The sequence below is a fragment of the Mesorhizobium sp. WSM4809 genome, assembly GCF_055811655.1.
Window position 1 is genome coordinate 219,885 of record NZ_JBVVQW010000004.1, and the last position, 13,039, is coordinate 232,923.

The window sequence follows — 13,039 nt, forward strand, 5'->3', positions numbered from 1 at the left end:
GCGTCAGCCCAACGTTCGCGTCCAAGCTTCTCTTTTCAGGAGGTGGACGCCATGCCGTCAACAACCGCTATCACCGTACCGCAATTGTCCCGGCTCATAGGTCTGCCGGGTGCACCTGTCATCATCGATGTTCGCATCGAAGAAGATTTCGAAGCCGATCCGCGCCTGTTGCCGGCCTCGTGCCGGCGCGATTTCAAAACCGTTTCGACCTGGGCCGCTGCATTCGCCGGCAAGCCTGTGGCCGTCGTCTGCCAGAAGGGGCAAAAGCTCTCGCAAGGCGTCGTCGCATGGATGCGCCATGAGGGGATATCAGCCGAATCCCTTGAAGGCGGCTTTGAGGCCTGGCGCGATGCCGGGGGGCTTCTGGTCCGCACCGCCAAGTTGCCGCCACGCAATGAAAAGGGCGCCACCGTCTGGGTGACGCGATCCCGCCCGAAGGTCGACCGCATCGCTTGCCCATGGCTGATCCGGCGTTTCCTCGACCCTGACGCGGTGTTCCTGTTTGTCGAACCCGCTGAAGTACTGGCTGTTGCCGACCGCTTTCAGGCCGTGCCGTTCGACATCGACAATGTGTTCTGGAGCCATCGCGGCGAACGCTGCACCTTCGACATCATGATCGAGGAGTTCGGGTTGGAATCCGGGGCGCTCGATCGCCTCGCCGCAATCGTGCGCGCGGCCGACACTGCAAGCCTCGACCTGGTGCCCCAGGCGGCCGGCTTTCTGGCTGCCTCGCTCGGTCTGTCGCGTATGTACCGCGACGATTTGGAACAACTGGAAGCAGGCATGCTGCTCTACGACGCGTTCTTCCGCTGGTGTCGCGACGCCACCGAAGAAACGCACAACTGGCCGGCTGCGGGGAAACCGACATGAGCGCTCTCGTCCCGGCGGATACAGCGGAAAACATCCCGGTTCCGGCTGCACCGACCTTCACCGAGGCGGTGAAGGTCTGGGCGAGGATCGGATTGCTCAGCTTTGGCGGACCGGCCGGGCAGATCGCGCTGATGCACAAGGAACTGGTCGAGGAGCGGCGCTGGATCGGGGAACGGCGTTTCCTGCATGCGTTGAATTACTGCATGCTGCTGCCTGGCCCGGAAGCCCAGCAACTCGCCATCTACATCGGTTGGCTGCTGCACAGGACGGCCGGTGGCCTTGTTGCCGGCATCCTGTTCGTCGTGCCGGGCGCGCTCGTCATGCTCGCCTTGAGCAGCCTGTACGTCCTCTATGGCGACATGCCGCTCGTCGCGGCGCTGTTTTTCGGGGTGAAGGCGGCGGTGCTCGCCATTGTCATCGAGGCGGTGATCCGGATCGGGCGACGCGCCCTGAAAAATCCGGTCATGGTGTCGATCGCGGTCGCGGCGTTCATCGCCATCTATGCGTTGAATGTGCCGTTTCCGCTCATCGTCCTTCTCGCCGGCCTGACGGGATGGCTGGGGGACCGCGTTGCTCCCGGCCTGTTTTCCGGCTCGGCCCATGGCAAAGACGGTGTTGCCGACTCCAAGGGAGCGGTCGACCTGATGTTCGAGCGTGGCGAACTGGCCCATGTCAAACCGACCAAATGGCACGCGCCGCGCACCCTCGCCATCTGGCTGCCGATCTGGCTCGGGCCTGTTCTTTTGATCTGGTGGTTCACCGGCTCCGCAAGCGTCTGGACCGAGATAGGCCGGTTCTTCAGCCTGATGGCTGTCGTCACCTTCGGTGGCGCCTATGCGGTGCTCGCCTATGTCGCGCAGGCAGCCGTCCAGTCTTTCGGCTGGCTGGCGCCGGGTGAAATGGTGGACGGTCTTGGACTTGCAGAAACGACGCCAGGACCGCTCATCCTGGTGCTGCAGTTCGTCGGCTTCATCGCCGCGTTCCGCCATTCCGGCTCGCTCGACCCGTTACTTGCCGGATCGCTGGGGGCGCTGCTCACCCTGTGGGTGACGTTCACGCCCTGCTTCTTCTGGATATTCCTCGGGGCGCCCTACATCGAGGCCTTGCGCGGCAACAAGGCATTGTCGGCCGCACTGGGCGCGATCACCGCCGCAATTGTTGGGGTGATCATGAATCTGGCCCTATGGTTTGCTTTGCATGTCATTTTCCGTGAGGTGCACGCGACGGGGCTTGGCATGAACGTGCCGGTGCTTTCGTCCATCGACTGGCGTGCGGCCTTGCTATCCGTGGCCGCCATGGTCGCCATCCTGAAGCTGAAAGTCGGCATGCTGCCGACACTCGCACTATCCGCCCTTGCAGGGGTCTTGCTGGCGGCGGCTGGTTAGACAGCACCGCCTTTGTAATCCGCTTGCCCACCACCTAAGTGGGCTGGAAACGGAAGGAAACATCATGGCCGGACGGCGCTCTTCCCTCGGCTTCCTCGGAATGTTCGGCCGTTCGGGCGACTTGAGGCAGCTCGACGATGCCTTGCGCGGCGCCGATCTGCATCCAGCCCTTGTGCCGGAGGGCGTGAAGCTTACCATCGTCAACCTGATGAAGGATCGCTGGCCCGACGAGCCGCCGCCGGGCACCTATGCGTCGGTGGCACAATTATGCAGCTATTGCATCGCGGGTCCGGAAACCTTCGAGCAAGCCAATGGCCATGAGCGGACGCTGGAAGCCGAGCGTCGCATCGAGGCGGCGCTTGAAACCGGCGACAGCCTCGACGCGCAGATCGTGCTGATGACGCTGCATGCCAAGCTCATCAACGCTGAAGTCGTCGACCGATACGGGCTCAGCGCGGAATGACGCGAAAGGCAAGATCTGCCTGATCCCCCGCGGCAGCCGAGCCGATCAGGCCCGGCTGATCTCCTCGAGATACCAGCCGATGTAGCGCAGTTCGTTGTATTCCATCGGCGCGATCGGTCCGGGCACGAAATAGTGCGAACGCACGCCGCGCGCGGTGTGCTCGATGATCTTCTTGTCCTCTTCGGTGGTGACCTTCCACAGCCAGGTCAGCTTCTCCAGATCGTAGCCCTGGCCCTCGACCGCGTCGCCGCGCACCAGCCAGATCAGCTCCATCTCACAGGTACCAGCTGTTTTCGGGATGAAACGATAGATCATGCCGTGATCGGGATAACAGACGAGAAAGGTCGTACCGCCAAGATGGATCGATGTCACGCCACCATCATAGTCGGTGAAACGGCCCATCAGCGGCGCGACCGGCGAGCCGTCCTTGCTGCCGCTGGAAACGCCGTCATAGAGCGCATAGCGGAAAGTGTGGATCGCCTCCTGTCCGGCGGCCGAGTTCTGCCAGCGGTTGGCGCTGCCGATCTCGATGCCGAGCGCGCAGGTGCGTTGCTCCATCGCCGCATTGAGCTGCTCGATCATCTCGGCCGGTTTTTCCAGCGCATGCGTCTGCGAATATTCCGGATGCGCCGGCCCGCAATGGTAACATTCGACATAGTTCTCGACGGCGAGCTTCCAGTTGGCGTCGAGCGCATAGGACTGACGATACGCCACCTTGGCGTCGCCCCAGCCATATTGGCCGCAACTCGTGCGCAGCGACTGTTCGATCGGATCGAAATCGAGCGGCGTCTCGGCGAAGGAAATGAAGACCAGCCCGGAAGCGACGCGGACATGAAGCTTCTTCAGCCCGTGCGCCGAGCGGTCGAAATCCTTTGGCATCAGGCGCGCGGCACGCAAGGATCCGTCATTGGAATAGGCCCATGCGTGGTAGGGGCACACGAACATCTTCGCATTGCCCTTCTCCTTGGTGCAGACCTCGGCACCACGGTGGCGGCAGACATTGAGCATGGCATGCACGGTGCCATCCATGCCGCGCGTCAGGATGACCGCCTCGTCACCCAGCTTGAACAGCTCGAAATCGCCCGGGTTCGCGATGACGCTGGCATGCGCCAGGCAGTGCCAGTGGCGGCGAAAGACACGTTCCATGTCGCGCTCGAAGATCGCCGAATCATGATAGAAGGCACGCACCAGGCCGTGACCTGGCCGATGAGATGCCACCAGCCGATCGATCGCGTCGCCGTCGGTGGGTGCTTGCTGGATAGGATGCACACTCATTTGTCGTTCTGCCCGATGGTTGATCCCGGAGCAATTCCAGGAAAAGTGTGAAGCGGTTTTCTGTTAGGAATTGCGTCAAACGAAGAGCGCAATTCCAGGAAAAGTGTGAAGCGGTTTTCCGTCCTGAATTGGCTCCGGGTGGTGGCTGTATGGCTGCACGAACTCGTCTCCGGTCAGCCGCCCATTTGCGTGCGCGGCAGGTGGATCAGGTTGCCGAAGCGGGCACGCAATCTGTCGTCGACCTGTTTTGGCACGTGGCGCGGAAATCGCTCGGCAAGAATGCGTTTCTTCTCGGTGATCGCACGCAGCAATATATCAGGCCGGCCTTTTTCGTTCCATTCCTTCGGCGAGGAACGATCGCCGAGGGCGGGATAGAAGTGCTCGGTCTGCATCAGCTTGAGCGTTTGTTCGTTGTCGAGATAGTGGCCCGGCCCCTTGAGGCAGACCTCGGCGATGCTGTCGATCGACAGGGCCTCGTCAGTCACGTCGATGCCACGCGCGCAGCCTAGGCAATGACCGAGCATGTCGTTGTCGATGACCAGGCTCTCCAGGCAGAAGCCGAGCAGCGAGGCATGCATGCCGGCCGCCTCGTAGACGAGGTTGAGGCCGGAGAGGCCGGCCATCACATTGGTGATGCCCTTTTCGTAGCCGGACTGAATATCGGGCAATTTCGAATCCGTCATGCCGGCGGCGGAGCCACCGGGCAGGTCGTAGAATTGCGCCATCTGGGCACAGGCCGCCGTTGCCACCGACTGCTCGGCCGACCCGCCCGCCATGGCGCCGGTGCGCAGGTCCGACATGAACGGCCATGCGCCGAAGATCGCCGGATGGCCGGGCTTGAGCGCGTTGACATAGACCAGGCCGGCCAGCACTTCGGCCACTGCTTGCACGACGGCGCCGGCCATCGCCGCGGGTGCCGTGGTGCCGGACTGGCCGGTCGACAGCAGCAGGATCGGGATGCCGCCTTCGACGCAGGCCTCAAGCACGCCGCAGGCATCCTCGGCGAACTTCATTGGCGGCACGACGAATGAGTTGGAGTTGGAAACGAACGGCCGGGCACGGAAATTCTCCTCGCCGCCGGCGATGGCGTACAGCATTTCAAGCGCAGGCTTCACGTTCTCACGCACGGTGAAGGATGTTCCGACGTGCTTCGATGTTCCCATCACACAGGCATAAAGCGTGTTGAAATCCATCTCGAGCGGATCGGCGATGTCGCGCGCCACCATCGGCCGCTGGAAGAAATGGATGTTGTCCAGCCCGTCGACGATGCGGGCGGCATCATAAATATCCTGCAGCTTGGACTCGCGGTACTCGCGCTTCTCCAGATCCACCAGGTGCACGGCGATGCCTGCCGTGCCGTAGTGCACGCGCTTGCCCTGGACCACCATGTCGTGCCTGGGGTCCTGGCCATGAAGCGTGAAATGTCGTGCCGCCCGCTTGATGGTGTCGAGCACGAGCGCGCGCGGAAAGCGGACCCGGCCATCGTCGCCGTGGACCGCCCCCACCTTGGTCAGCACCTTTATGCAGGAAGGAATGGCGTTGGCGAAACCCACTGTCTCCAAAAGCGTCATCACGCCCTCGTGGATACGCTCGCGGTCATCCCCGCGCAGCGGCCCGTAGCCGCCGCCCTCGATGGCCTTGTGCTGGGGTCTGGTATCCTCCACCAGGGGAGATGATCGCATGGCATGTCCTGTTTCGCGAAGACCGGAGCGCTGCGGACGACGGTTCGCCGGCGTGTCCTGCTGTTCGACAGCCACTGGCATGGAAGCACTCCACCGTCGTCGGCAGGAACTCGTGGCGGTTGCTCCACCATCGGCCTGCTTCTTCCCCTGACGCCGACTATGCCGCTGGCACTGGCTCATCCTATGGGCCAGCTGGCCCAGTTCCATGTGCCAGAGCTAAAATACCGGAGCCGCTGCGAACGGCTCCGGTCACGAGAGATCGACGATGGGTCAGGCGGCCGCGGGTCTGCGTCCGGCGGCCGTGGCCAGTTCGCGAATGCCTGGCTCGATGTGCTGCAGTGCGATCGACGAGATGCCCAGCCGCATGAAACGCGAAGGCTTTTCAGTGCGATCGAAGAAACGGTCGCCTGGCTCGATGATGACGCTGCGCGAGGCGGCTGCCTCGGCCAGCCCGCGCGAATCGGTGCCGCGCGGCCCTTCGAGCCACAGCGACGTGCCGCCGGCCGAATCGGTCGAACGCCATTCCGGCAGGAAGGCGGAAATCGCATGGACCAGCCGCTTGCGCCGCTCATCGAAGGCTGAAGACAGCCGCCGCACCAGCGCCTCGTGGTGGCCGAGCGACAGGAACAGCGCTACGGCGCGCTGATTGTTGGCCGGCGGGTGACGCAGCATGAAGCGGCGCAGAGCCCGCAGCTCGGAGATTAGTCCAGCGGACGCCACGATGTACCCGAGCCGCAGGCCGGGAGCCAACGTCTTGGACATCGAGCCGACATAGACGACGCGGCCGGAGCGATCGAGGCTCTTCAGCGCTTGCTGCGGTGCCTCGTCGAGAAGCTGGCTGTCATAGCCGTCCTCGATGATGATCTGGTTGTAGCGGTTGGCGCGCGCCAGAAGATCCTGCCGCCGCTCCGCCGACAACGGCACCATGGTCGGGCAATGATGGCTGGGCGTGACGAAGACGAAGCCGGAATCGTTGGGGATAGAAGCAGTTACGATGCCGGACTGGTCAACCGGTACCGGCTGTATCTCCGCGCCCGCAAGGCGGAAGATCGAGCGGGCGTCGGGATAGCCCGGGTCTTCCATCGCCACCTTGGAGCCTTTGGACATCAGCAGCGTCGCCAGCATGTAGAGCGCGTTCTGAGCGCCCAGCGTGACGATGATCTCGTCCGGATTGGCGAAGATGCCGCGCCGGGGCAGGAGCCGCGCCTGGATCTGCTCGATCAGCAGCGGATCGTCACGGTCGACCATGTCGGACGCCCAGTTACGGATTTCCAGCACGGCAAGCGCCATGCGGTTGCACTCGCGCCACTCGGCGGTCGGGAACAGCGCCGGGTCGAACTGCCCGTAGACGAAGGGATAGGACGACTTGATCCAGTTCTCGTGCTTCGCTGGCGGCGGCATGTCGCTTGCGGCGATCTTGCGGCGTGCCTTCCAGTCGATCTCGTTGGCCTGGTCGGGCGCCTTCTGGTGGGGCTTGGCCGGTGTCGCCAGCACATCGGGATTGACGAAATGGCCACGCCGCTCGCGCGCCACCAGGAAACCCTGGTCGACGAGCTGCTGGAACGCCAGCACCACGGTTCCGCGAGCCACACCAAGTTTTTCGGCCAGGATCCGGCAGGAAGGAAGCGGCATCGAAGCGGCGATCTGGCGGTCGAGAATGGCGGCTACGATGGCCTGGCGGATCTGCGCCTGCAGGGTTTGGCCGGATTCGGCCGAAATCCGGAACAGGCCGGACCATATCGCCGTGTCGTTTCGCTGTGGCATGGGAGATTTCCTCGATGGCCAGCCTTTTTCGCTTGGCTGGACCAGCCGAACGTAACCGTGGCACAAGGGGTTGCGCCAATCAATTTTTCTGATCGTTGGGATTTATGCCAGTGATCCTTCACGTCCTTTTGATGCCGCGTTGCGGCATCCTGGGGTGACGCGGCGCCTCATCCCGGCGATGACACCGTACGTGACGTCTGCGTGATCGCCGCGTGACGTCTGCGTCATCGCTGGGGTGACGGTGTGCGTCATCGCTGCGCATTGAAACGGGTGGAGTTCGGCCCGATAGATTGTCGCGACGACACGCGCCGGAAACATCCGGTCCGTAATGATGGCTCGAGGTCTCGGAGTTTGGCAGTGGATCAATCGTCCTTTCAAAAACAGCTCGCCGCCTTGCGTGACCACCGCGCGGCGGCGCCCGCCAGCATGCGCCAGGCCTTCGCCGCCGATCCCAAGCGGTTCGTGGAATTCTCCGCTGCCGACGGCGATCTGCTGCTCGACTGGTCGAAATGCGCGGTCGACGCGACCACCATGGAGCTGCTGGAAAAGCTCGCCCAGGCCGCCGATCTCGAAGGCCGCCGCGCCGCCATGTTCGCCGGCAAGAAGATCAACGTCACTGAGGACCGTGCCGTGCTGCACACGGCGCTGCGCAACCTGACCGGCAAGGGCGTCACCGTCGATGGCCAGGACGTCAAGGCTGACGTCATCGCCGTGCTCGACGCCATGGGCGCCTTTGCCGATGCCGTGCGCTCGGGCAAGGCGGCTGGCGCCACCGGCAAGAAGATCACCGACATCGTCAACATCGGCATCGGCGGTTCCGATCTCGGCCCGGCCATGGCGACGCTGGCGCTGGCGCCCTATCATGACGGGCCGCGCGCACATTACGTTTCCAACATCGACGGCGCCCATATCCACGACACGCTGAAGGGCCTCTCCGCCGAAACCACGCTTTTCATCATCGCTTCCAAGACCTTCACCACCGTCGAAACGATGACCAACGCCGAAACCGCTCGGAAATGGGTGCAGGAAGCACTGGGTAAGGAAGCGGTCGGCAAGCATTTCGCCGCCGTCTCCACCGCACTCGACCTGGTGGCCAAGTTCGGCATCGAGCCGGATCGCGTCTTCGGCTTCTGGGACTGGGTCGGCGGCCGCTATTCGCTCTGGGGCGCCATCGGCCTGCCGGTGATGATCGCTGTCGGCCCGCGGAATTTTCGCGCCTTCCTCGATGGCGCGCATGAGATGGACGAGCATTTCCGCACCGCGCCGGTGCAGGAGAACCTGCCGGCGCTGCTTGGACTGGTCGGCTGGTGGCATCGCGTCATCTGCGGCTACCCGGCGCGCGCCGTCATCCCGTATGACCAGCGCCTGTCCAGGCTGCCGGCCTATCTGCAGCAGCTCGACATGGAATCGAACGGCAAGAGCGTCACCCTCGAAGGCACAGAGGTGACGACGCCGGCCGGACCGCTGGTCTGGGGCGAGCCCGGCACCAACGGCCAGCATGCCTTCTTCCAGCTGCTGCACCAGGGCACCGATTTCATCCCGGTCGAGTTCCTCGCCGCGGCGGTCGGCCACGAGCCGGAACTCAAACACCAGCACGATCTGCTGCTCGCCAACTGCCTGGCGCAGTCGGAAGCGCTGATGAAGGGCCGCACGCTGGACGAAGCCCGCGCCCAGATGCTGGCCAAGGGCATGAAGCCGGCCGACGTCGACAAGATAGCGCCGCACCGCGTCTTCTCGGGCAACCGGCCCTCGCTGACCATCCTCTACCGCAAACTCGACCCACGCACCTTCGGCCGGCTGATCGCGCTCTACGAGCACCGCGTCTTCGTCGAGGGCACGCTGTTCGACATCAACTCCTTCGACCAGTGGGGCGTCGAGCTCGGCAAGGAACTGGCCACCGGCCTTCTGCCTGTCGTGGAGGGCAAGGAAAGTGCCGCCAAGCGGGATGCATCGACCGCTGGCCTTGTGGGATTCATCCACCATTTGCGTGGCGCGGAGTGAAAAGCTTGGCAGACATCAAGGGAATATTGTTCGACAAGGACGGCACGCTTGTCGACTTCAACGCAACCTGGCTCGGCGTTGCCGACTTCATGGCCATGGATGCGTCCGAAGGCGATCGCTGGAAAGCCGACAGGCTGCTGGCCGCCGCCGGCTTCGATTTCGCCAACAAACGCTTCAAGCCCGACTCGATCTTTGCGTCCGGCACCAATCTCGACGTCGTCGAATTGTGGTTTCCGCGCCTGTCCAACGAGGACCAGATGCTTGCGGTTGCCCGCTTCAACGAGATCACCTCTGTGCAGGGCTCGGCGATGGCCGTGGCGCTGCCGGGCATCGTCGACACGTTGACGGCCTTGCACAGGAAATCCTACCGGCTTGGCGTCGCCACCAATGATTCGACCAGCGGCGCGGAAAAGACGCTGGTGACGCTCGGCGTCGCCCAATTGTTCGACGCGGCCTATGGCTACGACGCGGTGGCCAATCCGAAGCCGGCGCCCGACACCATCCTGGCTTTCAGCGACCTCACCGGCCTCAGGCCGGCGGAGATCGCCATGGTCGGCGACAACAGGCACGACCTCGAAATGGCGCGTGCCGGTGGCTGCGGGCTGGCAGTCGGCGTGCTCTCCGGCACCGGCACCCGCGAATCGCTGGCCGGCATTGCCGATGTGATCTTGGATTCGGTCGCCGACCTGCCGGATTTTCTCTCGGCGCGGGTCAAGGAGGCGATCTGACGGCCGAGGCGGGGCAAAATCAACTTGGGCTTTCCCGCCAACGGCTGATTGGTGGAAAGCGGAACGGCAGGTTTCGGGGAAGCAGTTCAGGAAAGCAGACGTGCAGTTCGCTCGCTTCTATGTCTGTCATGGGGCCGGTGGCAGACAGGCCGCTATTGGGGGACGTTTATCGAGAAACGGACATACCGCCGATGAAAGCCTAGGGCCGGAAGTGGCCCAAAGCTGCCTCACACTTTGTGTAGCAGTGGGGGTGAGGAGCGCTGTTGCGCTCGTCACCCGGCGTTGTCTCAGCCCCGTTGATTGGCGATGCCGAGGTAGTGCCCTAGACGGTACTCGATATCGGAGCCCGCTTGCTGGATCAAGGCCTGGCTCCCAGCGGCACGCACGAGAAATCCTGGCAAGGTGAGTGATCGGCTGAACTCACCATACGCGGCGACCAGGTCGGCGTCGGGCGGCAGTACGGCACGATTGATCATCGCCTCCAGATTGATTGATTGTTTGGGTGTGCCGGATCGCCGTCGCGAGCTTCGCCAAGGTGCGGTCGGGCTGCGGGCCTTCGGTTTGCGAGCGTTAGCCGTTGAAGCCGTTATACCGATGCAGCATGCGGTCCATGATGCGCTGCGGCATGAACCGGCGCACCATGCTGAGCTGGCGGGCCTGTGGTCCTGCAGGATAACGCAGCCGGGGGTTGGCCGCGGTTGCGGCCTTCACCACAGCATCGGCGACCACCTGCGGATCATCGCCAGCATCCACCCATTTGCGCATCAGCTTCTCGCTGCGGTCGCGGCCGACGCCATAGACGTCAATAGGCTGGTCCGCCCGCGTCAGGTTTTCCTCGAAGGCGGTGTGCGTTACGCCTGGTTGGACCATGAGGACGCGGACGCCGAAGCCCCGCACTTCGTGATCCAGCGACTCCGAATAACCTTCGATGGCGTGCTTGGTCGATGCATAGAAGGCGTTGAACGGCGAGGGGATCAGGCCGAGAATGGAACTCATGTTGATGATCCGACCACTCTTCTGACGGCGCATGATGGGCAACACCGCGTTGACGACGCGGGCGACGCCGAACACATTGACGTCGAACAGTCTTTTAGTCTGGCCAATGGATGATTCCTCGGCGCCACCCAGCATGCCGATCCCGGCGTTGTTGACGACGAGGTCGATGCGCCCGGCGCGTCGCGCGATCTCGGCAACCAGCGCCTCCACCGATGCATCTTCAGTGACATCGCAGACCAGCATGGTGATCCCGTCGCGGTCTGCAACGGCCTTGCGGCTCGTGCCGAACACCCAGTAGCCCGCCCTGACCAGTGCCTTGGCGGTCGCCAGGCCGATGCCCGAGGAAGCGCCGGTCACCAGCGCGATTGCCTTGTTGTCTTTGCTCATTTGAATGTCTCTTTCAGTTGGTTCGATTTGTGATGGCAGCAAGCGCTGAGAAGCAGCTCGTCACAGGCTGCGGATAATCGTGCGGGTGATGGCATATTGGCTTGGCCAGTAACCGCTGTAGTGGGGGACGCCGTAATGCATGTCCTCGACGCGGCGGTGGTAGAAGACGTCGGCGCGAACGGGAGTCAAAGGCGCGGTCGGCCGCAGATTGAAGACCGGAATGAACATCAGCTGCAGGGAGCCTACCCCCGCGACCTCGACTACGGGCTTTCCGCATGTCCGGCATTTGCCGCGATTGAAGTTCGGCGGCGGGCGATACTTAGCGAAGGAGATGTTCGAGGCGTCATTCAGCGTGACATGCCTGGCCGGCACGACGACGACGTCGGAAAAGTGCCTGCCAGTGAAGCCTTGGCATATGAGACAATGACACCGGAACCTGCCCTTTGGCGCGACTTGGATTTCGAACGAGCAGGCGCCGCACTCGCACGAGCCGGTGAGCGGGAACGAGCTGTCGGCGGTCACGTGCTGATGCTTCTGGGTTTCATTTGGGGACGCCATTCCGGTCACCGCAGCATCATGTTGAGACTGATTTCGACCGGCCGCCCGGAGGGGGCGTGCAGGAGCTTGATGGTGTTCCACCGAACCTGCTCATAGATGCCCTTGGCATGGCTCAGGGCCTCGTCGCGCAGCTGGGCTGACAGAAAACCGCCTATGTGATCGGCGTCGGTGGTTTTTGATATGGCGTTCATGATCCACTCTGATGTAGACAAGAGAAACTTATGCCTCTACATAAGCCTTGAAGTAGTCACTGTCAACAATGTATCCACGAGAAACTTTGCTATCATGCCAGACCCGATTAGTCGCCCCTACCATCACGGTGATCTCCGTCGTGCAGTCATCGACACGGCACAGGACATGCTTCGGGAGGAGAAGGACTGGCAGTTCACGCTGCGGGAAGTCGCTCGCCGGGCCGGTGTGAGCCACGCGGCGCCCTATAAGCACTTTCACGACAAGTCGGCGTTGTTGGCCGAGCTGGCGAAGTTGGGATTTGCCGAACTAGCGGCAACACTCAACGGTGCGACACCAAAAAACACTGCATCATTGCGCGATGAGGTCGTGCCGATTGCACAGGCGTACATCGCCTTCGCCATGCAAAATCCGGCGCTCTATCGCCTGATGTTCAGCGCTGAAGAGGGACGATCGACAGGCCTCCACTTGAGCGATAGTGCTCTCAGCGTATTTGAGGTGACGGTCGAGCTGTTGCGACGGGGTCAGGCCGCCGGCCTTATTCGCAATCGACCAATACAGGGCCAGGCAGCGACGTGCTGGGCCTTGCTGCACGGCATCGCCATGCTTGCTATTGACGGCCTTCTCGTGCCCGAAAAGGTGGGGCCGAACCCCCTCGAGGCGGCACTGGACACTCTCATCGAAGGACTGGCGGTCGAGCAGGGGGATTGACCTAACTTGGTCATTTGCCAATGGCAGCTT

At 62.9% G+C, this 13,039-nt stretch carries 13 protein-coding genes; 6 read left to right on the plus strand and 7 right to left on the minus strand.

The annotated features are described in order from the left end of the window. Window positions 1-51 precede the first annotated feature (51 nt). The 3 genes from AC0L24_RS12275 (at window position 52) to AC0L24_RS12285 (ending at window position 2,718) form a co-directional block, all read left to right on the plus strand. Complete coding sequence (locus tag AC0L24_RS12275) at window positions 52-870, plus strand: chromate resistance protein ChrB domain-containing protein (protein WP_292702011.1); 819 nt, start codon at window positions 52-54, stop codon at window positions 868-870. Beyond that, on the plus strand, window positions 867-2,255 hold the full coding sequence (gene chrA / locus AC0L24_RS12280; protein WP_292702014.1) for a chromate efflux transporter: 1,389 nt from the start codon (window positions 867-869) through the stop codon (window positions 2,253-2,255). Before AC0L24_RS12275 ends, chrA begins: the two co-directional genes overlap by 4 nt. A 64-nt stretch (window positions 2,256-2,319) precedes the next feature. Continuing rightward, entirely contained in the window at window positions 2,320-2,718 is a 399-nt protein-coding gene (locus AC0L24_RS12285; protein WP_127317745.1) for a hypothetical protein, read from the plus strand. 45 nt (window positions 2,719-2,763) lie between these two features. On the opposite strand, the gene AC0L24_RS12290 is transcribed toward AC0L24_RS12285, so the two are convergent. The 3 genes from AC0L24_RS12290 to pdxR all read right to left on the minus strand — a co-directional run bounded on the left by AC0L24_RS12290 (window position 2,764) and on the right by pdxR (window position 7,439). Beyond that, window positions 2,764-3,993, minus strand: a complete 1,230-nt coding sequence (locus AC0L24_RS12290; protein ID WP_292702017.1) for an aromatic ring-hydroxylating oxygenase subunit alpha — start codon at window positions 3,991-3,993, stop codon at window positions 2,764-2,766. Window positions 3,994-4,166: 173 nt separating this feature from the next. After that, on the minus strand, window positions 4,167-5,756 hold the full coding sequence (locus AC0L24_RS12295) for a trimethylamine methyltransferase family protein (RefSeq protein WP_127395777.1): 1,590 nt from the start codon (window positions 5,754-5,756) through the stop codon (window positions 4,167-4,169). Window positions 5,757-5,945: 189 nt separating this feature from the next. Next, window positions 5,946-7,439, minus strand: a complete 1,494-nt coding sequence (gene pdxR, locus AC0L24_RS12300; RefSeq protein WP_127399042.1) for a MocR-like pyridoxine biosynthesis transcription factor PdxR — start codon at window positions 7,437-7,439, stop codon at window positions 5,946-5,948. A gap of 351 nt (window positions 7,440-7,790) precedes the next feature. Here pdxR and pgi point away from each other — a divergent pair, with 351 nt between their 5' ends. Together pgi and AC0L24_RS12310 are read left to right on the plus strand one after the other, a co-directional pair. Beyond that, complete coding sequence (pgi, locus tag AC0L24_RS12305) at window positions 7,791-9,440, plus strand: glucose-6-phosphate isomerase (RefSeq protein ID WP_473563747.1); 1,650 nt, start codon at window positions 7,791-7,793, stop codon at window positions 9,438-9,440. 5 nt (window positions 9,441-9,445) lie between these two features. Further along, window positions 9,446-10,168 (plus strand): HAD family hydrolase, encoded by a 723-nt coding sequence (locus AC0L24_RS12310; RefSeq protein ID WP_127808079.1) that lies wholly within the window; start codon window positions 9,446-9,448, stop codon window positions 10,166-10,168. A gap of 287 nt (window positions 10,169-10,455) precedes the next feature. Here the strand turns inward: AC0L24_RS12310 and AC0L24_RS12315 are convergent, their stop codons facing one another. From AC0L24_RS12315 to AC0L24_RS12330, 4 genes are all read right to left on the minus strand, one after another. Beyond that, entirely contained in the window at window positions 10,456-10,644 is a 189-nt protein-coding gene (locus AC0L24_RS12315; RefSeq protein ID WP_174800301.1) for a hypothetical protein, read from the minus strand. 94 nt (window positions 10,645-10,738) lie between these two features. Further along, window positions 10,739-11,551, minus strand: a complete 813-nt coding sequence (locus AC0L24_RS12320; protein WP_127808078.1) for an oxidoreductase — start codon at window positions 11,549-11,551, stop codon at window positions 10,739-10,741. Window positions 11,552-11,611: 60 nt separating this feature from the next. Then, window positions 11,612-12,073, minus strand: coding sequence for a GFA family protein (locus AC0L24_RS12325; RefSeq protein WP_127808077.1), 462 nt, complete (start codon window positions 12,071-12,073; stop codon window positions 11,612-11,614). 41 nt (window positions 12,074-12,114) lie between these two features. Continuing rightward, complete coding sequence (locus AC0L24_RS12330) at window positions 12,115-12,300, minus strand: hypothetical protein (RefSeq protein ID WP_127808076.1); 186 nt, start codon at window positions 12,298-12,300, stop codon at window positions 12,115-12,117. A 94-nt stretch (window positions 12,301-12,394) separates the two neighbouring features. Between AC0L24_RS12330 and AC0L24_RS12335 the strand changes: the two genes are divergently transcribed. Beyond that, on the plus strand, window positions 12,395-13,009 hold the full coding sequence (locus AC0L24_RS12335) for a TetR/AcrR family transcriptional regulator (protein WP_127397304.1): 615 nt from the start codon (window positions 12,395-12,397) through the stop codon (window positions 13,007-13,009). Window positions 13,010-13,039 lie beyond the last annotated feature (30 nt).

What these genes read in the sequence shown, in the direction of transcription:
- AC0L24_RS12275 (WP_292702011.1), top strand. Translation starts at nt 52, where the DNA reads ATGCCGTCAACAACCGCTATCACCGTACCGCAATTGTCCCGGCTCATA.
- chrA (WP_292702014.1), top strand. Translation starts at nt 867, where the DNA reads ATGAGCGCTCTCGTCCCGGCGGATACAGCGGAAAACATCCCGGTTCCG.
- AC0L24_RS12285 (WP_127317745.1), top strand. Translation starts at nt 2,320, where the DNA reads ATGGCCGGACGGCGCTCTTCCCTCGGCTTCCTCGGAATGTTCGGCCGT.
- AC0L24_RS12290 (WP_292702017.1), bottom strand. Translation starts at nt 3,993, where the DNA reads ATGAGTGTGCATCCTATCCAGCAAGCACCCACCGACGGCGACGCGATC.
- AC0L24_RS12295 (WP_127395777.1), bottom strand. Translation starts at nt 5,756, where the DNA reads ATGCCAGTGGCTGTCGAACAGCAGGACACGCCGGCGAACCGTCGTCCG.
- pdxR (WP_127399042.1), bottom strand. Translation starts at nt 7,439, where the DNA reads ATGCCACAGCGAAACGACACGGCGATATGGTCCGGCCTGTTCCGGATT.
- AC0L24_RS12315 (WP_174800301.1), bottom strand. Translation starts at nt 10,644, where the DNA reads ATGATCAATCGTGCCGTACTGCCGCCCGACGCCGACCTGGTCGCCGCG.
- AC0L24_RS12320 (WP_127808078.1), bottom strand. Translation starts at nt 11,551, where the DNA reads ATGAGCAAAGACAACAAGGCAATCGCGCTGGTGACCGGCGCTTCCTCG.
- AC0L24_RS12330 (WP_127808076.1), bottom strand. Translation starts at nt 12,300, where the DNA reads ATGAACGCCATATCAAAAACCACCGACGCCGATCACATAGGCGGTTTT.
- AC0L24_RS12335 (WP_127397304.1), top strand. Translation starts at nt 12,395, where the DNA reads ATGCCAGACCCGATTAGTCGCCCCTACCATCACGGTGATCTCCGTCGT.